Source organism: Cobetia sp. D5 (assembly GCF_035666195.1).
Lineage (GTDB): Bacteria > Pseudomonadota > Gammaproteobacteria > Pseudomonadales > Halomonadaceae > Cobetia > Cobetia amphilecti.
Genome location: NZ_CP142020.1, coordinates 543364 through 565314 on the forward strand (window position 1 = coordinate 543364; position 21951 = coordinate 565314).

General features: G+C 66.6%; 13 protein-coding genes. 8 read left to right on the forward strand and 5 right to left on the reverse strand.

The features are described from left to right. Window positions 1–201: 201 nt before the first annotated feature. The 6 genes from recC to U0O11_RS02390 all read left to right on the forward strand — a co-directional run bounded on the left by recC (window position 202) and on the right by U0O11_RS02390 (window position 15001). Window positions 202–4272: an exodeoxyribonuclease V subunit gamma gene (gene recC, locus U0O11_RS02365; RefSeq protein ID WP_324691496.1), complete on the forward strand. Its 4071-nt coding sequence runs from the start codon at window positions 202–204 to the stop codon at window positions 4270–4272. Further along, window positions 4269–8498 carry an exodeoxyribonuclease V subunit beta gene (recB, locus tag U0O11_RS02370; RefSeq protein ID WP_324691498.1) on the forward strand — a complete coding sequence of 1410 codons (4230 nt, stop codon included), beginning with the start codon at window positions 4269–4271 and terminating at the stop codon, window positions 8496–8498. Before recC ends, recB begins: the two co-directional genes overlap by 4 nt. A 4-nt stretch (window positions 8499–8502) precedes the next feature. Further along, complete coding sequence (gene recD / locus U0O11_RS02375; RefSeq protein ID WP_324691500.1) at window positions 8503–10635, forward strand: exodeoxyribonuclease V subunit alpha; 2133 nt, start codon at window positions 8503–8505, stop codon at window positions 10633–10635. Window positions 10636–10747: 112 nt separating this feature from the next. Beyond that, the gene (nosP, locus tag U0O11_RS02380) at window positions 10748–11938 is read left to right on the forward strand and encodes a nitric oxide-sensing protein NosP (protein WP_324692487.1); all 1191 of its coding nucleotides are present in this window, start codon (window positions 10748–10750) and stop codon (window positions 11936–11938) included. Next, window positions 11928–13433 carry an ATP-binding response regulator gene (locus U0O11_RS02385; RefSeq protein WP_324691502.1) on the forward strand — a complete coding sequence of 502 codons (1506 nt, stop codon included), beginning with the start codon at window positions 11928–11930 and terminating at the stop codon, window positions 13431–13433. Before nosP ends, U0O11_RS02385 begins: the two co-directional genes overlap by 11 nt. A gap of 251 nt (window positions 13434–13684) precedes the next feature. Beyond that, a complete protein-coding gene (locus U0O11_RS02390; protein ID WP_324691504.1) occupies window positions 13685–15001 on the forward strand; it encodes an Nramp family divalent metal transporter in 1317 nt (438 codons plus the stop codon). A gap of 69 nt (window positions 15002–15070) precedes the next feature. Here U0O11_RS02390 and U0O11_RS02395 read toward each other — a convergent pair whose 3' ends face one another. Then, window positions 15071–15874, reverse strand: coding sequence for a response regulator transcription factor (locus U0O11_RS02395; RefSeq protein WP_324691506.1), 804 nt, complete (start codon window positions 15872–15874; stop codon window positions 15071–15073). A gap of 368 nt (window positions 15875–16242) precedes the next feature. On the opposite strand from U0O11_RS02395, the gene exaC reads away from it, so the two are divergent. Both exaC and adhP read left to right on the forward strand, forming a co-directional pair. Beyond that, window positions 16243–17763, forward strand: coding sequence for an acetaldehyde dehydrogenase ExaC (gene exaC, locus U0O11_RS02400; protein WP_324691508.1), 1521 nt, complete (start codon window positions 16243–16245; stop codon window positions 17761–17763). 373 nt (window positions 17764–18136) lie between these two features. Further along, the gene (gene adhP, locus U0O11_RS02405; protein WP_172978611.1) at window positions 18137–19165 is read left to right on the forward strand and encodes an alcohol dehydrogenase AdhP; all 1029 of its coding nucleotides are present in this window, start codon (window positions 18137–18139) and stop codon (window positions 19163–19165) included. A gap of 173 nt (window positions 19166–19338) precedes the next feature. Here adhP and U0O11_RS02410 read toward each other — a convergent pair whose 3' ends face one another. The 4 genes from U0O11_RS02410 to U0O11_RS02425 form a co-directional block, all read right to left on the reverse strand. Continuing rightward, window positions 19339–19830 (reverse strand): pyridoxamine 5'-phosphate oxidase family protein, encoded by a 492-nt coding sequence (locus U0O11_RS02410; RefSeq protein ID WP_054555360.1) that lies wholly within the window; start codon window positions 19828–19830, stop codon window positions 19339–19341. Between the two features lie 206 nt (window positions 19831–20036). Further along, on the reverse strand, window positions 20037–20528 hold the full coding sequence (locus U0O11_RS02415) for a CreA family protein (RefSeq protein ID WP_324691512.1): 492 nt from the start codon (window positions 20526–20528) through the stop codon (window positions 20037–20039). 114 nt (window positions 20529–20642) lie between these two features. Beyond that, window positions 20643–20984, reverse strand: coding sequence for a DOPA 4,5-dioxygenase family protein (locus U0O11_RS02420; RefSeq protein WP_043333117.1), 342 nt, complete (start codon window positions 20982–20984; stop codon window positions 20643–20645). Between the two features lie 115 nt (window positions 20985–21099). Then, window positions 21100–21870 (reverse strand): sulfite exporter TauE/SafE family protein, encoded by a 771-nt coding sequence (locus U0O11_RS02425; protein WP_234368262.1) that lies wholly within the window; start codon window positions 21868–21870, stop codon window positions 21100–21102. Window positions 21871–21951: the final 81 nt, after the last annotated feature.

The window sequence follows — 21951 nt, forward strand, 5'->3', positions numbered from 1 at the left end:
CGTATCCGGCATCGCAGGATGAGAGGCAGGCCCTTGTGGCCTGCCTCTGCCTGAAAACGCGCATCACCCTCTGGGCGGTGCGCGTTTTACGTTTGGGCCGGCGCCACGGCGACGCTAGGATAGAGCCATTCATTGTCTCTTCCGCGCAGCGGCTTGCCACGGCCACGATGGCCGGGTTGTCACTCCCAGCAGGATGCCCGCATGTTTACCGTTCTTCACGCCAATCACCTCGAGGACCTGCGCGATCTGGCCCTCAAGGTGATCAAGGCCGCGCCTCAGCCTCCGCTGGTGCCGGAAACCTTCCTCGTCCAGTCCAACGGCATGGCCCAGTGGCTGAGATTGTCATTGGCCGAGGCCGATGGCATCGCCGCCTCGGTGGATTTTCCACTGCCCTCAAGCTTCGTGTGGCGCGCCTATCGCGGGGTATTGGGCGGCGTGCTGGGCGACGAGATTCCGGAGCTGTCGCCCTTCGACAAGGGCCCGCTTGCCTGGCGTCTGCTGCGCCTGCTGCCGGGGCTGCTGGCCGATGAATCCCAGGCCGAATGCTATGCGCCGCTCAGGGATTACCTGTGCCGCGACGAGCGTGGCCAGCTGATCGAGGCGGTCGGTGAGGACGCATTGCCAGCGCTGCCCGAAGGCCCGGAGGCCGAACGTCAGCAGTGGCAGCTGGCCTGCCAGCTGGCGGACCTGTTCGATCAGTACCTCAACTATCGCCCCGAGTGGGTGCGCAGTTGGGAGAGCGGGCTTGAAGACGACAACTTCCGGGATGCCTTCGCGCGCCAGCAGGCCGCAAGCGAGCTGCCGGCCAATCTGCTGCCCGACAACCTGCCGGACAGCCAGCAGTGGCAGCCGGCACTGTGGCGCGCGGTACTGGCCGATGCGCCATCCAGCAGCCGCCAGCATCACCGCGCCGCCCTGCATGGTCGCTTCGTCGCGGCGGCGCGCGCGCTGGAGACACTGCCCTCGACCCGCCGTCATCCGCTGCCGCCACGCCTGTTCGTGTTCGGTATCTCGGCGTTGCCGGGCCAGACGCTGGATGCGCTGCATGCGCTGTCCGGTGTGATGGACATCTACCTGATGATCACCAATCCCTGCCGCCATTACTGGGGCGATATCGTCTCCGACCGCGAAGCCGTGCGGCGCAGTTCGCGAGCAGACAGCCAGCGCATGGACAGCGAGCGCCTCGCGCAACAGCGTGCCCGTCACCCCGAGGCGCCGGCGCTGATCGGGCTGGCGGAGGAGGAGTTGCACCTCAAGGCCAATCCGCTGCTGGCAGGGCTTGGCGCACAGGGGCGTGACTTCATCGTCAGCCTGTATGAATTCGAGAGTGCGCTGTCGGGGCGCGACAGCGGCTTCGATCTCGAGCTGGACGTCTTCGTGCCGCGCATCAGCGAGGACACGCCTCCCGAGCAGGCACCGCTGCTGCAGCAGATCCAGGACGAGATACTCGAGCTGGTCCATCCCGGCGAGCGTGCGCTGGCCGAGGGCAGTCCGCGGGTGCTCGCGGCCGATGACGACTCCATCAGTCTGGTCAGCGCCCACTCGGCGCTGCGCGAGGTCGAGATCCTCCACGACCGCCTGCTGGCGGCCTTCGAGCGGGCCCATGACGCCGAGAAACGTGGCGAGGGCGAGCCGCTGCGGCCGCGCGACATCCTGGTGATGGTGCCGGACATCGACCGATATGCCCCCTATATCGAGGCGGTGTTCGGTCAGCTGCCGCCGGGCAATCCACGCCATATTCCCTTCACCATCGCCGACCGCGTGGCCAGTCAGGCCAACCCGCTGCTCGGGCTGGTGCTGATGCTGCTGGAACTGCCGGAGCGCCGCCTCGGCGTCAGCGAGGTGCTGGATGCGCTGGATGTCGCCGCCTTCCGGCGTCGTTTCGCCATCGAGGAGGGCGAGCTCGAGCGTCTGCGGCGCTGGCTGGCCGACAGCGGCGTGCGCTGGGGACTCTCCGGCGAGCACCGCGAGCAGCTCGGCTTCATGCCCCTCGACGAGAACAGCTGGCGCTTCGGCCTCGAGCGCATGCTGCTGGGCTACGCCACCGGGGCCCCGGAGGCCGGCTCTCCGGCGGCCGGCCGCCCCGCGCAGGGGGGAGTTGGCGATGAGCAGAGCGCCGACCTGATGGACGGCCAGATGGACGATCTGATGGACGGCCTTGTCGACATGAACGGCCTGAGCTTCGACGGCGTGGTGCCCTTCGATGAAGTGGCCGGTCTCGAGGCCGAGCTGGCAGGCAAGGTCGGCGAGCTGATCGAGAGTCTGGATCGCTGGCGGCGCTGGCTGGATACCTCGCGCACGCCAGCGGACTGGGCCACCACGCTGCAGCGGCTGTGGGAAGAGAGCCTCAGCCCGGACAGCGCCGAGGAATTCGACATTCTGGCGCGTCTGCAGGCGGCGCTCTCACGCCTCGACAAGGGCTGGCAGCAGGCCGGTTTCGAGGGCTGTCTGTCGCTCAAGGTGGTGCGCGAGGCACTGCGCGGCGAGCTGGACAGCGGCGGTCTCGCCCAGCGCTTCCTCGCCGGGCGCGTCAACTTCGCCACCCTGATGCCGATGCGTGCGATTCCCTTCCGCGAAGTGCACCTGCTGGGCATGAACGATGGCGACTACCCGCGGGTGCGCATGCCGCAGGATTTCGATCTGATGGCCAGCCGCCCGCAGGCGGGCGACCGCTCGCGCCGCGACGATGATCGCTACCTGTTCCTGGAGGCGCTGCTGGCGGCGCGGGACCGCCTGTCGATCTCGTGGGTCGGGCGTGACCAGCGCGACAACGGCGAGCGGCCGCCCTCGGTGCTGGTCGGTGAGCTGCTCGATTACATCGAGTTGGGCTGGGAGCCCGAGCAGCCGCACTCCGCCAAGTGTTCGCGTGAGGCGGCGCTGCGTGAGCGCCTGATCACCGAGCACCCGCTGCAGCCGTTCTCGCGGCGCTATTTCCATGCCTCCCAGGCGGCGGTCGTCGATCTGTTCAGCTATGACGCCAGCTGGTCGAGCCTGTATCGCGCGGCGGGACAGGCTCAAGTACCTGAAAAAACTCAGGAAAACCCCAGTGAGACCGAGGCGAATTCGACGGCAGCGACTGCCTTGAGGCAGCTGGTGGAGCAGGCGCCGGAATCCCATCTGCGCCTCGGTGCCGATTCGCTGGCGCGCTTCCTGCGCCGCCCCTGGCAGCTGGGGCTGGACCGCGTTGGCGTGCGCTTCCGCGATGCCGAGGTGCCGGATGAAGACAACGAACCCTTCGCCCCCGACGGGCTGGAGAACTTCACCCTGACCCGCGAGCTGCTGGACGCCGCGCTTGCCGGGCAGTCACTGCCGCTGGCCGCCGAACGTCTGCGCCGGGCCGGGCGGCTGCCGGCACTGGGCTTTGCCGATGCCTTGATCGAACCGCGCCTCAAGCGCCTGGATCAGCAGTTGGCCAGCTGGCGTGACCAGCTCAGCGATGCCATCTCGCTGCCGCCGCGCACTCTCGAGGTACCGCTGATCATGCAGGATGAGGGCGGCGAGATGCTGCGCGTGACTCTCACCACGCGCTTGATCAGCCGTCAGCAGCTGCACGATGACGCCGAGGGCGAAAGCCGCCTGCTGGCCACGCTGGAGGCGACCCACTTCGGCACCCTCAAGCCCGGCAAGGAAGGGCGCTACAAGAAGCTCGGCAAGCCGCATCGTCTGCTGGCCGGCTATCTCGACTGGCTGATGGCCAACGCGCGCCCCGGCCTCGGGGAAGTGGCAGGCGATCAGGGCGCAAGCCGTGAAGGCTATCAGTGGCTTGCGGTGTTCGAGGACCGCTGGCTGCTGTTCCCCGCGCTGCGTATCGAGCAGGCCGAGGCCGCGCTGCGCCATCTCGTCAAGGCGTATGCTCAGGGCTGGCAGGCGCCACTGGCGGCCGCGCTGGAACTGGCGACCACCCTCTGGGAGGTGGTGGGCGAGGAGGATCGCAATGCCCTGTTCGGCGCGCTCAAGGCGCAGGCCGCTGACGGCAGCGCAAACCTTGAGACGGCGCTCGGGGCCATTCACAAGCCCTGGCTTGGTGAGAGTCTGACTCGCGCCATGGAAACCCGCTTCAGCGAAGACATCTTCAAGGGCCCCCAGGCGCTCAGGCGGCAGGAAGGCGCACTGGGCGAGCTGTGGCCGGAGTTCGAGGCATTTGCACAGGCCGGCGGCGTGCTCAACAGCGTGCAGCTCTACCAGCCACTGATCGAGAGCATGATCGGCGTGCGTCAGGGCATTCTCGGCGAACGCGCGGTGGAGCTTGCCACCGGGAAGGCGACGTCATGAGCGATACCGGAGTGGAAGACATGCGCGGTGTGGAGAGTGGCGTGAGGAGTGGCATCGCTCAGGACAAGGAAGCGGCAATGTGTGACGAGATGGATCAGAGCCAGCAGGGCCAGGCCCTCGATATTCCGACACTGCCGCTGCTCGGTCAGCACCTGATCGAGGCGAGTGCCGGCACCGGCAAGACCTTCACCCTCGCCGCGCTCTACGTGCGGCTGGTGCTCGGGCCCTTGCCCGGCCAGGACGCGGGCGTCTGCTATCCGCGCCCGCTGACGCCGCCGGAGATACTGGTGGTGACCTTCACCGAAGCCGCCACCGCCGAGCTGCGTGACCGCATTCGGGCACGCCTCAAGCAGGCGCGTGAGGCGCTGCTGGAGCGTGCCAGTCCTGATCCGGTGCTGGCCGAGTTGCTCGCACCGCTGCTGACACCATCACCTGCCGAGGACGCAGCGCGCCTCAAGGCTGCCGCGGCACGGCGCCTCGATCAGGCCGCGCGTCTGATGGATGACGCCGCCATCTTCACCATCCACGGCTTCTGCCAGCGCATGCTCAGTCGACATGCCTTCGATGCCGGCGGACGCTTCGGCGCCGAGCTGTTGCAGGACGGCCAGTCACTGCTGGCGCGCTGCGTCGAGGATTACTGGCGCTGCGAGTTCTATCCGCTGGCCCGCGAGTGGCAGGCGTTGATCCGTGGGCGCTGGGCCGGGCCTGATGCTTTGGGCGAGGAGCTGCGCGGCCTGCTGCGGGATGGCACGCCACGCCCGCTGTACCGCGACGGCGAATGTCTTGAGGCCCCGGACGACCTGAGCGAGCTGCTCGGCAATGCCGAACAGTGGCGTCAGCAGCAGGAGGCCGCGCGTCGCGCCGTCGAGGAAAGCTTCGATGAGGCGGCCATCCGCGCGGTGATGGGCGAGGCCTTCGCCAGCAAGGCGCTCAACGGCAACAGCTACAAGGAAGCCGAGCTCGAGCCTCGCCTGGCGGCGACGGCCGCCTGGCTGGCCAGCGGCGAGCACGACTTCGCCGCCGACATGCTCGACAGCAAGAAGCTGTGCTGGCTGAGTCAGGCCAAGCTCGAGAAGGGCACCAAGAAGAACTGCCAGACGCCGCGCCATCCCTTCTTCGCGGCGCTGGACATGCTGGCCGAGGTGCCCGCCCCGGACGCCGTGCTGCTGGATCAGGTCGCCGTGCACGCGCGTGACAGCGTCGCCCGCGCCCTGATCTGCGAGAAGCGCCGCCTCGGGCTGTGGGAGTTCTCGGACCTGCTCAATGATCTCGATCACGCGCTGGACCCGACGCTCAATGGCGAGGCCAGCCAGCGACTGGCGCGCCAGATCCGTCAGGAACTGCCGGTGGCGATGATCGACGAATTCCAGGACACCGATCCGGTCCAGTACCGCATCTTCCGGCGCATCTATCCGCAGACGGCGGGCGATGGCCCGACCGATGGCGATGCCTTCAGCAACGATGTCGGCATCGATGCTGGCGAGGCGCCCAGCACGCTGTTGATGATCGGTGATCCCAAGCAGGCCATCTATGCCTTCCGCGGCGCCGATATCGACACCTATCTGGCGGCGCGCAAGGTCACCAGCTCGCGCTTCACCCTGCCGCGCAACTTCCGCTCCAGCGCCGCGATGGTATCCGCGGTGAATGCCCTGTTCGCCCAGCATCAGGCGCCCTTCGGCAGTGAGGACATTCCCTTCCAGCCGGTCGAGGCCCAGGGCACGCGCACCCGGCTGGTGCTGCGTCATCCGGATGGCCGCGAAGAGGCCGCCTGCGCGCTGAATCTGTGGTGGGCCAGCGGTGAGCGTCTGAGCGCCGATGACCACCGCCGCGCCATGAGTGGTGCCTGTCGCGCCCAGATCCAGGCCTTGCTGGAAGGACAGCAGCGTCTGGCGGCGGGCGAGCCGGGGCTGGTGTTCATGGACGAAGGGGATGCGACGCCACGTGGCGTGGCCGCCAGCGATATCGCCGTGCTGGTGCGCAACGGCCGCGAGGCTGCGGCGGTGCGTGGCGCGCTGGCCGAAGGCGGTATCCGCAGCGTCTATCTGAGCGAGAAGAGCTCGGTATTCGACACGCCGGAGGCCTTCGAGCTGCTGCAGCTGTTCGAGGCCGTGGCCCATCCGCGTGATGACCGCCGTCTGCGCGCGGCGCTGGCGACGCGGCTGCTGGCCGAGGATCTCTCGCTGGTCGAACGCCTCGCGGTGGATGAGCTGGCCTGGGAGCGTGAGGTCGAGCGCTTCGATGGCTATCACCGCGACTGGCAGCGGCGCGGCGTGCTGCCGATGCTGCGCGGCGTGATGCGCGACTTCAGGGTCGGTGAGCGGTTGGCGGCGCGCGCCGGGGGCGAGCGCGCCCTGACAGATGTGCTGCATCTGGGTGAGCTGGCCCAGAATGCCGCCCAGCGCCTTGATGGCGAGCAGGCGTTGCTGCGCTGGTGGCATCAGGCGCTGGAATCCGGCCATGAAGCGCTGGATAGCGACAGCCTCAGTCAGCGTCTGGAAAGTGATGAGGGGCTAGTGCGTGTCGTCACCATCCACAAGTCCAAGGGGCTCGAGTATCCCATCGTGCTGCTGCCGTTCATGGCCAGCTTCCGCGCGGCCGAGCCGGACAGGAATTTCGGCCTGCTGACCCTCAAGCAGCGCTGGCTGGCCACGGCTGACGTGGAAGGTGATGACGTGGAAGGCGCTGACGAGGAAGACGATAACGAGGAAGTGTCTGCTCAGGGAGTCGATCAGGAGGATGACGCTCTCGATGACAGCATCCTGGTCAAGAAGCCCTCCAGGGAGGCCATCGCGGCGGCCGACCATGCACGTCTGATGGAAGATGTGCGTCTGCTCTACGTGGCGCTGACGCGTCCCAAGTTCGCCTGCTGGCTGGGGCTGGCACCCATCGGCAAGGGCGGTTTCAGCAAGCAGCTGAGCCTGCCGTCCACCGCCGTTGGCTACCTGCTTGGCCTGAGTGATACCCCGGATATCGAGGCCAGCGCCATCGAGGCCGCGCTGCACGGCTGGTGTGATCAGCAGTCTGCCGGACTGGCGCGCGTTTCCGGCCTGCCCGCACCAGCAGGCCATGAATATCAGCCCCCGGCGGAGCGCGATCAGCACTTCCACGGCGCGCGCCACTTCGCGGGCGGTATCGAGGATGACTGGTGGATCGCCTCCTACACCGCCTTGCTCACCGATGCCCGTCAGGTGACGGCGGCGCTGGGAGACACCGCCGATGCCGCGGATGACCGCGTGCCCGAGGGCGCCACCGAGATCGCGCTGGAAGAGGGCGAGCAGGGCCTGACCCGCCCGGACCGCGAGGTGGCGGGGCAGTCCGGCCCGCTGCTGGCCGGCGGCCTGCCGATGACGGTGGGCGAGATCCATCTGCATGATTTCCCGCGCGGACCGCGCCCGGGGACCTTCCTGCATGGCCTGCTGGAGGCGGTGGACCTCGATCGCCTCGGCGCGGATGACTATCGCGGCGAGCTTGAACGGCTGGTGGGCTCGCGGCTGCATTTCGGTGGCTTCGATGCCAGCTGGCAGCCGCGCCTCACCGACTGGCTGGAGCAGGCGCTGACCCGCCCGCTGCAGGGCTTCGAGGGCGAGCCTATCCTGCTCAACCGGCTGGAGGCCTGGCTGCCGGAGCTGGAATTCTGGCTGCCGGCCGTGCACGCACGCAGTCTGCCGCTGGATGCCGTGGTCACTGCGCTGGAACCGTTGCCGCGCTCGCGGCCCAGGCTCGCGCCACGCCGCATGCACGGCATGCTCAAGGGCTTCATCGATCTGACCTTCCAGTCTGGCGGCCGCTGGTACGTGCTGGACTGGAAATCCAACTACCTGGGCGAACGCCCCGAGGATTATCTTGGCGAGTCACTGGCCCGCGCGATGGTCGAGCACCGCTACGACCTGCAATACGTGCTCTACACCCTCGCGCTGCATCGTCTGCTCAAGGCGCGCCTCGGTGAGGACTACGATTACGAGCGCTGCATGGGCGGGGTGCTGTATGTCTTCCTGCGTGGCCTGGATGCCGGCGGTGACTCACCCGCGCTTGCGGTGGATGAGGCACATGATCTGGGCAATATGGCGACGCCCGGTGTCTTCCAGCGCCAGCCATCACAGGCGCTGATCGAGGCGCTGGATCTCTGGCTGGGCGGCGACAGCTCCGCACTGGACAGCCTGCTCCTCAACACCACCGACACCTCGCCACTCACCCAAAGCGGCCAGCAGGGGGCCTTCGATGTCTGACACCATGTCTGTGCCAACGCAGCAGCTCAGCGCTGCCCCTGACGCCCCGACTGCCGACACCCTGCTCGCCACGCTCGGACTGTGGGTGGAGCTGGGCTGGCTTAGGCGCGTCGATGCCCATCTGGTGCGCTTCATGGCGCGCCATGTGCCGGAGACCCCGGCCAGCGTATTGCTGGCGGCCGCGTTGGCCAGCCACCAGCTGGGGCGCGGGCATGTGTGCCTGTCGCTGTCGCGGGCGCTGGCCGAGCCACGCGCGACCCTGTCACTGCCGCCGCTGGAGCAGTCCGAGGCGCATCTGGCCGAGGTCAGCGTGGCCCTGCCGGAAGCCTTCCTGGCGGATCTCGATGCCGGGCGCTGGGCCGAGCAGCTGGCGGCATCGCGGCTGGTCAGCGTGCTGGCGCAGGCCGATTCCCCGGCAGGCCATCTGCCGCTGCGCCCGCTGGTGCTGGTGGGCGAGCGTCTCTATCTGCGCCGTTACTGGCAGGCCGAGCGTGAAGTCGCGGCGGGGCTGCGTGCGCGGATGGGGCCAAGCGAGGAGGGCGAGGCGCGGGTCAGCGATGCGCTGGGCGAGCGTCTGCGCGAGCTGTTCGCCAGCAATCGGCCGGACCCGCACGGCGAGCCGGACTGGCAGAAGCTGGCCTGTGCCCTGGCGTTGCGTCAGCGCCTGACGGTGATCTCCGGCGGCCCCGGCACCGGCAAGACCACCACCGTCACGCGCCTGTTGGCGCTGTTGCAGGCTCAGGCGCTGGCGGGTGGGACTGACGGTGCAGAGGGCGAGCTGGAGAGCGATGAGACAGGCCATCCGCACGAGCGGCGGGCGCTGGATATCCGCCTGGTCGCCCCGACCGGCAAGGCGGCGGCGCGACTGTCGGAGTCGATCCGAGGGGCGGTGGCGAAGCTCGAGGTGCCAGACGCGGTACGCGCCGCCATCCCGCGCGAGGCAAGCACCGTGCACCGCCTGCTGGGGGCTCGCCCGGATTCCCGCCACTTCCGACATCACGCCGGCAACCCGCTGGCGCTGGACCTGCTGGTGGTGGACGAGGCCTCGATGGTCGATCTCGACCTGATGGCCGCGCTGCTCGGCGCGCTGCCCGCCCACGCCCGCCTGATTCTGCTCGGCGACAAGGACCAGCTGGCCTCGGTGGAAGCCGGCGCCGTGCTGGGCGATCTCTGCGAGCATGCGCTGCCGCCGCGCTACTCACCGGCATTGTGTGCCGACTTGAGCCGCCTGACCGGCGAAACGCTGGAGCAGGCCATCGCCGTGCCTGATGGCCAGGACTTGGAGGAAACATCAGCGACACGCGGCCGACTCGCCGATCACGTGGTGGTGCTGCAGAAGAGCTATCGCTTCTCCGCCGACAGTGGCATCGGTGCCCTGGCACGCGCCAGCAACGCCGGGGATCGTCAGGCGCTGCGCGAGGTCTGGAAGGCCGGTTATCGCGACATCGCCTGGCTCAAGCTCAGTGGCCCGGAGGACCGCGATCTCGAGAAGCTGGTAGTCAACGGCTACCGCCCGGCGCTGGAGGCCGTGCGTGAGCGGCGTCCGGCGCGCGAGGTGATCGACCTGCTGCTCGAGTTCCAGCTGCTGTGCGCGCTGCGCCGTGGCCCCTACGGCGTCGATGGCCTCAACCAGCGCGTGGCGCGGGTGCTGATGCGGCGCGGCCTGATCGCGGACGAGCGAGGCTGGTACGCCGGTCGCCCGGTGATGGTGACGCGCAACGACCGCGCGCTGGGGCTCTACAACGGCGATGTCGGCATCACCCTGCCGGACCCCGCCGCCGGCGGGCGCCTGCGCGTGTTCTTCCCGGTCGAGGAGGAGGCGACGCCAGACACCGAGCGTGATGGCCAGGACACCGACATCCAGCGCTTCCACCGTGGCGTGCGCGCGGTATTGCCGTCACGCCTCGAGGCGGTGGAGACCGTCTTCGCGATGACGGTCCACAAGTCGCAGGGTTCCGAGTTCCGTCATGTGTTATTCGTGTTGCCTGAGGGCGCCAATCCGATTCTGACCCGCGAGCTGGTCTACACCGGCATCACGCGGGCCAAGTCACGGGTCACGCTGGCGGGAACCCGCCGCGAGACGCTGGAAGGCGCCATTGAACGACGCGTGGTGAGAGCCAGCGGGCTGGTGCTCTAGGCCGGACACCGACGGATGATCGTCATCTCCGGCCGCGCCGCGCTCGACGGGAGGAGGGGACATGACGGACGTCAGCAGTCGCGTGAAGGAAAGGGCGCAGCCACAGAGCGAGATGCATGCCGTGGCGCTGGCCACGGCGGCCAGTCAGCTCAAGGACCCGCAGGCGGCAGTGGCCGAGATTGCCCGAACGCTTGATCTGGCGCTGGGAAGTCGCGAGCGGCTCGGCGGGGTGCTGTTCTTCTGCTCGGCGGATTATCCGCTGGCGGCATTGGGCCAGGCGCTGGCCGCCACCTTCGGCGAGGTGCCGGTGAGCGGCTGCACCACCGCCGGCGAGATCACGCCCGCGGGCTATGCGCGCGGCTCCATCACCGCCATCGGCATTGCGCGCAGTGACTTCGCGCTGGCGCAGGTGCTGATCGATGATCTGAGCGGTTTCGATCTTCCGCGTGCCCAGGCGCTGAGTGATGAGTTGCTGGCACGCTGTCGCGAGCAGGCCGTGGCGCCGGTGATGGGCAACAGCTTCGCGCTGACGTTGCTCGACGGGCTCTCGAGCAGCGAGGAGCAGGTGCTGGCGACGCTGGATGCGGCGCTGGGCAGCATTCCCGCCTTCGGTGGCTCCGCCGGGGATGACAATCGCCTGTCGCACACCTATGTCTACGCCGACGGCGTCTTCCATGATCAGGCGGCGGTCGTGGTGGTGGTCAATACGCGGCTGCCATTCGAGGTCATCAGCACCCATCACCTCACGCCGCTGGCCGACAAGCTGGTGGTGACGGCGGTGGATCGCGATTCGCGCCGCGTGCTGGAGCTGAATGCCGAACCCGCCGCCGAGGAGTACGCCCGGCTGGCCGGCGTCGCGCCCGAGGCGCTGGAGGAGGCGGTCTTCGCGCGTTGTCCGCTGGCGGTACGCATCGGCGAGGCGCATTACGTGCGCTCCATCCAGCGCGTGAATGACGATGCCAGTCTGAGTTTCTACTGCGCGGTGGAGACCGGCATCGTGCTCACCGCCATGCAGGCCACGCCGATTCTCGAGCAGCTCGAGCAGCGACTGGCCGAGGTGGAGGCGCGCCTGGGGCCGCCCGCGCTGACCATCGGCTGCGACTGCTTCCTGCGGCGCATGGAGATCGAGGCGCTGGCACTGGAGGATGAGGCCTCGCGCATGCTCAGGCGGCACCGGGTGATCGGCTTCAATACCTACGGTGAGCAGCACCACGGCATGCACATCAACCAGACCTTCACCGGCGTGGTGATCGGCCAGCGCCGCTCGGTTGCCGACGGCACGGGAGGACAGGATGTCGCCTGATACGCCGCTGACCGAACAGGGCTTTCTGAGCGAGCCGGACGCTCTGACTCAGACGGACGCCCTGACTCAGACGGACACCTTGAGCGCCGAACTCGCCGCCCTCAAGGCGCGCAATCGCCAGCTGGAGAAGATCAACGCCGCGCTGATCGAGCGGGTCGAATCCAGCAGCCCTTCACCGAGCGCGCCCTACGCCGCCTTCGAGCATGCGGTACTGCTGGCGGATCAGGTGCGCGAGCGCACCGATGCCCTGCATCGCACCCTCGATGAGCTGGGGGCGCTCAATCGACGTCTCACCGCCGCCAAGGCCGCCGCCGAGGCGGCCAACCACTCCAAGACCCGCTTTCTCGCCGCCATCAGCCATGACCTGCTGCAACCCCTGAATGCCGCCCGGCTGTTCGCCAGCGCCCTGGAAGAGCAACTGGCGCGGCTGGCGCTGAATGATTCCGTGCCGGGCGATGCCATTTCTGACGTCACGCCGGGCGATGCTACGCCGGGCGAGCTGGTGGCGCGGCTGGGGCGCTCGCTGGCAGATGTCGAGAGTCTGCTGGGCACGCTGGTCGATATCTCGCGGCTGGATGCCGGCGTGCTGACGGCGGATGTCGCCATCTTCCCGGTGCGTGAACTGCTGGATGTGCTCGCCGAGGAATATCGCCAGCTGGGCGCCGCCCGTGGGCTCGAGCTGCATTACGTGGCCAGTCATCTGAGTATCGAGTCGGACCTGCAATTGCTGGCGCGGGTGGTACGCAACTTCCTGAGCAATGCGCTGCGCCATGTGCCGGATGGCTCGACGCGCGGGCGGGTGCTGTTGGGGTGTCGGCGCCGCGGTGACTGGCTGGAGATCACCGTGGCCGACAACGGCCCCGGCATCGCCGAGCATCAGCGCGAGGTGGTCTTCCAGGAGTTCCGACGCCTGGCGCCGCGCCAGGACAACGAGCAGCGCGGCCTCGGGCTGGGGCTGGCGATCGTCAAGCGTATCACCGGCCTGCTGGAGCACCCCCTGTCGCTGACCAGCACGCCGGGGCGCGGCGCCGCCTTCGCGGTCCGCGTGCCGATTCGACAGCCTGTCAGTATGGTGGGCCCGGCGGCTGACGCCTCTTCTCCTGGCCAGCCTTGCGCGTCACCGCTCGCGCAGCCGCTGCTCGATACCGTTATCTGGGTGGTCGAGGATGATCGGGAGGTGTGTGCCGGCATGCAGTCATTGCTCGGGGGCTGGGGCGCGAGTGTTTACTGCGCCGATGATGCCGAGGTGCTGTTGCAGCAGGCCGTGGCCGCGCCGCAGGTCTTGATCGTCGATCATCAGCTTGGCGAAGGGCAGCCTGATGGCCTCAAGCAGGCGCAACGCCTGCGGCAACGCTGGCCGGGCTTGCCGGTGGTGGTGGTCAGCGCAGACCACTCGGCGCCGCTAAAGGCCAGGGCGCGTGCGCTCGGGTTCGGGTTTCTGCTCAAGCCGGTCAAGCCACTGCGCCTGCGCCAGTTGCTGGTCAATTGTCGCTAGCCGCGCGCAGAGGTGCTGGAAGTGATGCTGCAAAGGGGGAGGGAAAAGGAGCTGGAAAGGGGAGAAGGCAAAGACAGTGGCAAATAGGCGTCCGCCACGGGGGTGATTGAAGGAGCCTATCGAGCACCACGCTTATTTTTAATGAGAATCAATGGCATTTGGAGTGTATGCTGGTCATATAGCCTCCCGCATATTTCTTTATCTGTTCGCGGGTCATTGATCTGGCAGGTTTTCCCCCCATGCTGAATGTCATGTCCGATAAATCCGTACGTCATGCCGCAAGCATGTCACTGGGTAGCGAAGGCGACGCCTCTGCTGCCGGTGGTGCGCACACAGTTTCCCCTGTCCGTCTCGCTGGCCGCCTGCGCCGCGCCTTGCCATTCCTCGGCCCGGCGATGATCGCCGCCGTCGCCTATATCGACCCGGGCAACTTCGCGACCAACATCGAGGCCGGCTCCCGCTATGGCTACACCCTGCTGTGGGTGGTGCTGTGGGCCAACCTGATGGCGATGTTGATCCAGACCCTGTCCGCGCGGCTGGGGCTGGCGACCGGCAAGAATCTGGCCGAGGTCATCCGTGAACGCTTCCCGCGTCCGGTGGTATGGGCCTTTTGGGTGCAGGCGGAGATCGTCGCCATCGCGACCGATCTGGCCGAATTCCTGGGGGCGGCGCTGGCCTTCAATCTGCTGTTCGGGCTCAGCATGCTGGAAGGGGCGCTGCTGACCGGTGCCATCACCTATGCGGTGCTGGTGATGCAGCGTTTCGGCTTCCGCATGATGGAAATGATCATCGGCGCGATGATTCTGGCGGTCTCGGCGGGCTTCCTGCTCGAGATCATTCTCAGTCGCCCGCCGGTGGAGCCGATCATCTACGGTCTGCTGTCGCCGAACTTCCCGGATAGCCACGCCATCTTCCTGGCGGCGGGTATCCTCGGTGCCACCGTGATGCCCCACGTCATCTACCTGCATTCCGCACTGTCCCAGAATCGCATCCGGGTGCGTGACAGCGGTCAGCGTCGTCGCGTGATGGGCTACTACCGGCTGGATGTCATCATCGGCATGGCGCTGGCAGGGCTGATCAACATGGCGATGCTGGTGCTGGCCGCCAAGGTCTTCCACGGCAACGGCGAGACCGGCGTGGCCTCCATCACCGAGAGCTACAAGCTGCTGTCACCGCTGATGGGTCAGGATGCGGCGAGTCTCATCTTCGGCTTCACGCTGCTGCTGGCGGGGCTGTCCTCATCCATCGTCGGCACCCTGTCCGGTCAGGTGGTGATGCAGGGCTTCGTCAACTTCCGCATTCCCATGTGGCTGCGCCGTGTGATCACCATGGCACCGGCCATCGCCATCATCCTGATGGAGCTGCCGGAGCAGCAGGTGCTGGTCGCAAGCCAGGTGGTACTCAGCTTCGGGATTCCCTTCGCGCTGGTGCCGCTGTTGATGTTCACCGCCAACCGCCGCCTGATGGGAGACCTGGTCAATCGTCACTGGGTGACGGCCATCGGGGTGCTGGTCGCGGCGATCATCATCCTGCTCAATGGCTATGTGCTGGTCGGCGAGCTGATGTAGGCCCTATGGCCTTGGTGAGTTCCAAAAGGCCTGCTGGTGGCAGGCCCTCGCAACGCCCCGCTGTGTGCCTCATTCGTGAGCGCCCCGGCGGGGCGTTGCGCGTTGTGGGGCGGCAGGGGGCGCGCTCGCGCCAGACACGGCAGGCAGGGAGTGGCTGGCCAGCAGAATCGCCTGTACCCGGCTGGCGACCCCCAGCTTGTGCAGGATGGCGGAGACATGCGATTTGACGGTGGTTTCCGCCACGCCCAGCTGCCAGGCGATCATCTTGTTGGATTCGCCCAGCACCATGCGCTCCAGCACGCCGCGCTGCTTGGTGGTGAGGGTCTGCCAGCGCTGCGCGAATTCCGCCTCGCTGAGGCTCGGCGCAAGTTGAGGGGCTGGCGGTGGCACTGGTGCTGAGGCCGATGCTGAGGCTGATGAGGAAGCCGCCTGGCTCGCCAGCGCCGGACGCGGGGCGGCGCGCATCAGCCGGGCGGGTACATAGACCTCACCGGCCAGCATGCGCGCGAGCGCCTCGCGCAATACCTCCGCCGAGCTCGACTTGGAGAGATAGCCCACCGCGCCGAGTGCCAAGGCTTCCAGCACCGTCTCGCGCGCCTCGTGGGCGGAGAGAATCGCCACCGGCAGCCAGTCTGCCTCCTGGCGCAAGCGCGTCAGGCCTTCCAGGCCGTGGCTGTCGGGCAGGTCGAGATCCAGTAGCAGCAGGTCGAGGCTATCGGCATGCGCGTCGATAAGGCTGAGCGTCTCGGCGAGACTGGCGGCCTGCAGCAGCTCGTAGGGCGGCGTGGGGGCATCGGCGACGCTCAGACTCAGGGTACGACTGATGGCATCACGGAACAGCGGATGGTCATCCGCGATCAACAGACGGTACATGGAGGCTCCTGGCCGGTGGCGGGCGATATCCTGAGCATAACGTCATGGCGTGGTGTCGTGCCTTGCGGCCTTCGCGGTATGGCGGCGTTCGTTTCTCCTTCCTTTTCTCCTCCCAAGGGATGAGACGGTCTCCGCCCATGGGGGCATGTCGCGATTGGCGTCGGTGGTCAAGACTGTGAGAGTCGCCTGATCAAGTACCGCTTGATAGAGCGGGCAGCGGGTCAGCGCCAACGGCGCCACTGCAGAAGGGCCAACACAGGCGTTTCGCTGACACGACAACGACTTTTCAGTAACGACTGCGCAGCAACGACAACAACAGGCCGTCGATCACGAGCGCCACTCGTGAATCCGGCCAACAGGAGTTCGCCATGATCTACGCCTCCCCGGGCAGCGCCGATGCGCTGGTCAAGTTCAAGGATATCTACGGCAACTACATCGGCGGTCGCTTCGTCGAGCCGGTGAAGGGTGAGTACTTCGACAATGTCAGCCCGGTGACGGGCGAGGCCTTCTGCCGTATCCCGCGTTCGAGTGCGGAGGATATCGACCTCGCGCTGGACGCCGCCCACAAGGCAGCCGCTGCCTGGGGCAAGACCTCGGTGCAGGAGCGCTCCAACATCCTGCTCAAGATCGCGGATCGCATCGAGCAGAACCTCGAGATGCTGGCCGTCGCCGAGACCTGGGACAACGGCAAGGCGGTGCGCGAGACGCTGAACGCCGATATTCCGCTGGCGGCGGACCACTTCCGTTACTTCGCCGGTTGTCTGCGCTCCCAGGAAGGCACCGCGGCGGATATCGATGCCAATACCGTCTCCTATCACTTCCATGAGCCGCTGGGTGTGGTCGGGCAGATCATCCCGTGGAACTTCCCGATCCTGATGGCGGCCTGGAAGCTCGGCCCGGCGCTGGCGGCCGGCAACTGCGTGGTGCTCAAACCGGCGGAGCAGACCCCGGCCTCGATTCTGGTGCTCGCGGAGCTGATCAATGACCTGCTGCCGGCGGGCGTGCTCAATATCGTCAATGGGTACGGGGCCGAGGCCGGTCAGGCGCTGGCCACCAGCAAGCGCATCGCCAAGATCGCCTTCACCGGCTCCACTCCCGTGGGCTCGCACATTCTCAAGTGCGCCGCCGACAGCATCATCCCCTCCACGGTGGAGCTGGGCGGCAAGTCGCCCAACATCTACTTTGCCGACATCATGAATGCCGAACCCGAGTTCATCGACAAGGCCGCCGAAGGCCTGGTGCTGGCGTTCTTCAATCAGGGCGAGGTGTGCACCTGCCCGTCACGCGCCCTGATCCAGGAAAGCATCTACGACGACTTCATGGCCCGGGTGATGGAGCGCGTGAAGACCATCAAGCGCGGCAACCCGCTGGACACCGACGTGCAGGTCGGCGCCCAGGCCTCCCGCGAGCAGTTCGACAAGATCATGTCCTACATGGATGTCGCCCGTGAGGAAGGCGCCGAGGTGCTCACCGGCGGCAGCAGCGAGCAGCTGGAGAACGAGCTGGCCAACGGCTATTACATCCAGCCGACCCTGCTCAAGGGCAACAACTCGATGCGTGTCTTCCAGGAGGAGATCTTCGGGCCGGTGGTGGCCGTCACCACCTTCCGTGACGAGGCCGAGGCACTGGCCATTGCCAATGACACCGAATTCGGTCTCGGCGCCGGTGTCTGGAGCCGCGACATGAACGTCGCCTTCCGCATGGGGCGCGGCATCCAGGCCGGTCGCGTGTGGACCAACTGCTACCACCAGTATCCCGCCCATGCCGCCTTCGGTGGCTACAAGAAATCCGGTGTCGGTCGCGAGACCCACAAGATGGCACTGGAGCACTACCAGCAGACCAAGAACCTGCTGGTCAGCTACGACATCAATCCGCTCGGCTTCTTCTAGGCCTGGCTGGCAGCGCCACCGCGACCGATGGTGCTGCATGCCTCCCGCGATTCTCGCTTGAGAAAATGACAACGATGCCCGCGCCAGATCCGATTGCTTGATCTGGCGCAGGGCAGGGAGCGCTGCGTCTGGTTTCAATGGAGAGGCAAGCTTTGCACTGGCTCGGGCTCGGGCGCAGGCTCGGGCGCTGGAAAAACGCAGGCATAGGCGCTGGCCTGGGTGATGGAAAAAACGCTGGCATGGGCGCTGGCGCATGCAGGCGCAAGCCCACACTCTCCGGCGCAACTCTCCACCGCAACTCTGCTGGTTCGTCTGTCTTGAATGTCCGTCTTTCTTGAATGTTCGTCAGTCTTCAATGGATGAGGAGTACGTCATGGATAACAGCATGAAAGCCGCCGTGGTACGTGAATTCGGTGCACCGCTGGTGATCGAGGAGGTCGCGGTACCGCGACCGGGACGTGGCGAGATTCTGGTTGAGGTCGCCGCCTCCGGGGTCTGTCATACCGACCTGCACGCCGCGCATGGCGACTGGCCGGTGAAACCCAATCCGCCGTTCATTCCCGGCCATGAAGGCGTCGGCACCATCGCGGCGGTGGGCGAGGGCGTCACCCACGTCAAGGAAGGCGACCGTGTCGGGGTGCCCTGGCTCTACTCGGCCTGCGGCCACTGCGAGCATTGCCTGGGCGGCTGGGAGACGCTGTGCGAGAGCCAGCAGAATACCGGCTATTCGGTGAATGGTGGCTTTGCCCAGTTCACGCTGGCGGACGCCGGCTACGTCGGCCGTCTGCCGGACAGCGTGGGCTTCGTGGAGATCGCGCCGGTGCTGTGCGCCGGGGTCACGGTCTACAAGGGACTCAAGATGACCGACACCCGCCCCGGCCAGTGGGTGGTGATCTCGGGCATCGGTGGGCTGGGACACATGGCGGTGCAGTATGCACGCGCCATGGGCCTGAACGTGGCGGCGGTGGATGTGGATGATGCCAAGCTGGAACTGGCCCGCCGTCTGGGTGCGACCGTGACCGTCAATGCCATGAAGGAAGACCCGGCGAGCGTCATCAAGCGCGAGATCGGCGGCGCTCATGGGGCGCTGGTGACGGCGGTGTCGCCCAAGGCCTTCGATCAGGCCCAGAACATGCTGCGCCGTGGCGGCACCCTGGTGCTCAACGGCCTGCCGCCGGGCGATTTTCCGCTGCCGATCTTCTCCACCGTGCTCAATGGCATCACGGTGCGTGGCTCCATCGTCGGTACGCGTCAGGACCTGCAGGAGGCGCTGGACTTCGCCGCGGAAGGCAAGGTCGCCGCCACCGTGCAGACCGGCAAGCTCGAGGACATCAACGACATCTTCGGACGCATGATCGACGGCAAGATCGAGGGGCGCATCGTGCTCGACATGAAGGCCTGAGGCGTTCGCTGGCCTGAATCCTCACCACCGACGCCAGGCCTGCTGGAAACGGCAGGCTGCCAGACACGACAACGCCAGCCCGAGGGCTGGCGTTGTCGTGTCTGGCATGGCCGTGCGCGTTGACTCTCACGCGGCACTGCAAAGAGCTCTCTCTGACGAGCTCGGGCTTCTGCTTACACCGTGCCGAATTTCTCGTTCTCGCCCATGTCCGGGGTGTGGTCCTTGTCGAGGTTGGCGCGCGCCACCTCGTAGAGCTGATAGGCCTTGCTCTCCTTGGCCTTCCAGTGCTCGCCGGATTGCACCGAGATCTCCAGCAGGGTGACATCGGGGTCATCCTTGCCTTCCGGGAACCAGGCGGCCACGAACGGGTTCCAGAACTTGTCGATCAGGCCCTGATCGCGGTGCAGATTGGCATGACCGCTCAGCGACACGTAGACGCCATCATCCTGATCGGAAAAGCTCAGGCAGACCTCGCTGTCCTTCTTGGCCTCAAACACCTTCTCGGCGCTGGCGCGGGTGAAGAACCACAGGGTGCCGTCGTAGTCATCCTGCACCAGATGCATCGGGCGGGCATGGGGCATGCCATCGCCTTGCGTCACCAACATGCCGACCTTCACATCCTTGATCAGCTTCCAGATCTTCTGCTTGTGCTCCGGGCTCGACATCGTGTGTCACTCCTTTGCGTCATGCGAATGAAAATCCGGCTGGCTAGCCGTTGCACAAGACCTTGGAGCGACACCCCCCAACTTCAAGGGATAATGTTGGAGCTTTCACTTGTTGAGTCATGGTTTGATGAATCAGAGCTTGATGAAGCAGGGCTTTATGAGTCGGCGCTTGATCAATCGAGGCTTGATTCAGGCGCCGAGGCGACTCACTGCGCTGCCGGTGCCTGCCAGGCGTCGCTGCCCCACAGCGGTACGCTGCTCAGCGCATGCTTGAAGCTGCCACTGGTTTCCTTGGTGCTGTAGGCGATGTAGAGCAGGCTCTGGGAGTCGCGATCCAGAATGCGGCGAATCTTGAGGCTCTTGAGCAGCACGCTCTTGGACTTGCGATAGACCTCCTCGCCACTCTTGGAGGTATCGATGTCGGCGATCATCTCCGCCGTGATCGGGCCGGTCTGGCGGCAGGCGATGCTCATGTCGGAGGGATCGGAGAAGTCGAGGTCCGCCTCGATGTTGCTCAGATGGCAGGTCACGCCCGGCACCTTGGGGTCGATCAGGCTCTCGATCTTGATGTCCTTGGTGGTGAACAGGCCCAGCGAGACATCCCCGACCTCGTTGTCATCACAGCCGGCCAACAGCAGGCCTGAGGCCATCACACCCAGCAGGGCAGCACGAGAGGGGAGGCGGCGCAGTCGCGTCATGGGGGCATCCTTGAGTCAGTGGTGTCAGGCGATGATAGCGTGTCAGACCCGCGGTGGGCGTCAACCATCGCCCTGGCCTCAATGCTTGCCGCGGGCTAAATGCTTGCTGCGGCCTCACTCGCTGGCGAAGGCAGCGAGATTCAGCGTATGCGAGTTGCCCAGCCACATCACGCCCTGGGTGTGATCGAAGAGGTCATCGCCGGTGCCGGCGTGTACGAAGATATCCAGCGAGCCGCGGTTGAGTGCCAGCCACGGGATGATGCGCCCGAATTCCTCAGGCAGGAAGGACAGCTGACAGCTCCACAGCGGGTGCGGGCCGACCGGCTGTTGGTGGAAGCGCCCGACGCGCAGCGTGAAGCGCTGCTCGGCCTGAGCCGCCAGTTCGCGAGCGGCGGCCAGGCTCTGCTCATCGGTGTAGTAGAGATGGGCGTGGTAGTAGCTGATGTGGTGTGTCATAGCGTTGTCTCGATCGTTCTCAAGGGGGCTTCCAGCGCTCGGTCTCAAGGGCCGTGGCGGGAGTTTTCAATGGCTGGCGGCAGTGGTTGCCAGGGCGTGATGGGCCGCGCGGCCATCAGCCCCAGGCCTTGTAGATCAGCTGCACACCCACCAGCGCCATCGCGATGATGATCAGGCGGAAGAACAGCTTCTCGTTGACGCGGGATTGCAGCCACAGGCCGCTTCTGACGCCCGCCCAGGCCACCGGCACCAGCAGCAGCGAGGTGGAGAGGCTGGTGAGGTTGATCTCGCCCAGCGCCACGTAGGGGCCCAGCTTCATCAGGTTCATGCCAGCGAAGATGATCACCGTGGTGGCGATGAAGGTCTCCTTGGGGTGCTGGCGCGGAATCATGTACAGGTTGTAGGGCGGGGCGCCGGCGTGGGCGAAGAAGCTGGTGAAGCCGGCGGTGGCCCCGGCAGGAATGGCCAGCCAGCGGGGCAGCGGTTTCCTGGCTGTCGGTTTGAACAGCATATAGGCGGCGAACAGCAGCGAGATGACACCCAGCAGGCCGCGAATCATGTTCTCGTCCAGCTCATCGAACAGCACCACGCCCACCGCGATGCCGATGGCGGCGCTGGGCAGGATGATGCGCACCTCCGACCACAGCTGTTTGCCCCACCAGGCGCGAGAGCTCAGGAAGTCCATCACCAGCAACAGCGGCAGCAGGATACCTGCGGCTTCCAGCGGCCCGATGGCCAGCGCCATCAGCGGCACCGAGAGCGAGCCGAAGCCACCGGCGAAGCCGCCCTTGGAGATGCCGGTCAGGTAGGTCGAGAAGATGATCGCGCTCCAGGCCAGCGCAGAGTAATCGGGCAGTGTCAGCAGGGCGTCGAGAGAATCGGTCACGGGCATCTCATGTCGAGAGGGCGGGCAAGGTGAGTCGTGAAGGCCCATTGTTGAACAATTCTGCCCGCGCTTCATCCCGAC

Bases quoted from the DNA above. Each gene is read 5' to 3' on its own strand.
- recC (WP_324691496.1), top strand. From the start codon at position 202: ATGTTTACCGTTCTTCACGCCAATCACCTCGAGGACCTGCGCGATCTG.
- recB (WP_324691498.1), top strand. From the start codon at position 4,269: ATGAGCGATACCGGAGTGGAAGACATGCGCGGTGTGGAGAGTGGCGTG.
- recD (WP_324691500.1), top strand. From the start codon at position 8,503: ATGTCTGTGCCAACGCAGCAGCTCAGCGCTGCCCCTGACGCCCCGACT.
- nosP (WP_324692487.1), top strand. From the start codon at position 10,748: ATGCATGCCGTGGCGCTGGCCACGGCGGCCAGTCAGCTCAAGGACCCG.
- U0O11_RS02385 (WP_324691502.1), top strand. From the start codon at position 11,928: ATGTCGCCTGATACGCCGCTGACCGAACAGGGCTTTCTGAGCGAGCCG.
- U0O11_RS02390 (WP_324691504.1), top strand. From the start codon at position 13,685: ATGTCCGATAAATCCGTACGTCATGCCGCAAGCATGTCACTGGGTAGC.
- U0O11_RS02395 (WP_324691506.1), bottom strand. From the start codon at position 15,874: ATGTACCGTCTGTTGATCGCGGATGACCATCCGCTGTTCCGTGATGCC.
- exaC (WP_324691508.1), top strand. From the start codon at position 16,243: ATGATCTACGCCTCCCCGGGCAGCGCCGATGCGCTGGTCAAGTTCAAG.
- adhP (WP_172978611.1), top strand. From the start codon at position 18,137: ATGGATAACAGCATGAAAGCCGCCGTGGTACGTGAATTCGGTGCACCG.
- U0O11_RS02410 (WP_054555360.1), bottom strand. From the start codon at position 19,830: ATGTCGAGCCCGGAGCACAAGCAGAAGATCTGGAAGCTGATCAAGGAT.
- U0O11_RS02415 (WP_324691512.1), bottom strand. From the start codon at position 20,528: ATGACGCGACTGCGCCGCCTCCCCTCTCGTGCTGCCCTGCTGGGTGTG.
- U0O11_RS02420 (WP_043333117.1), bottom strand. From the start codon at position 20,984: ATGACACACCACATCAGCTACTACCACGCCCATCTCTACTACACCGAT.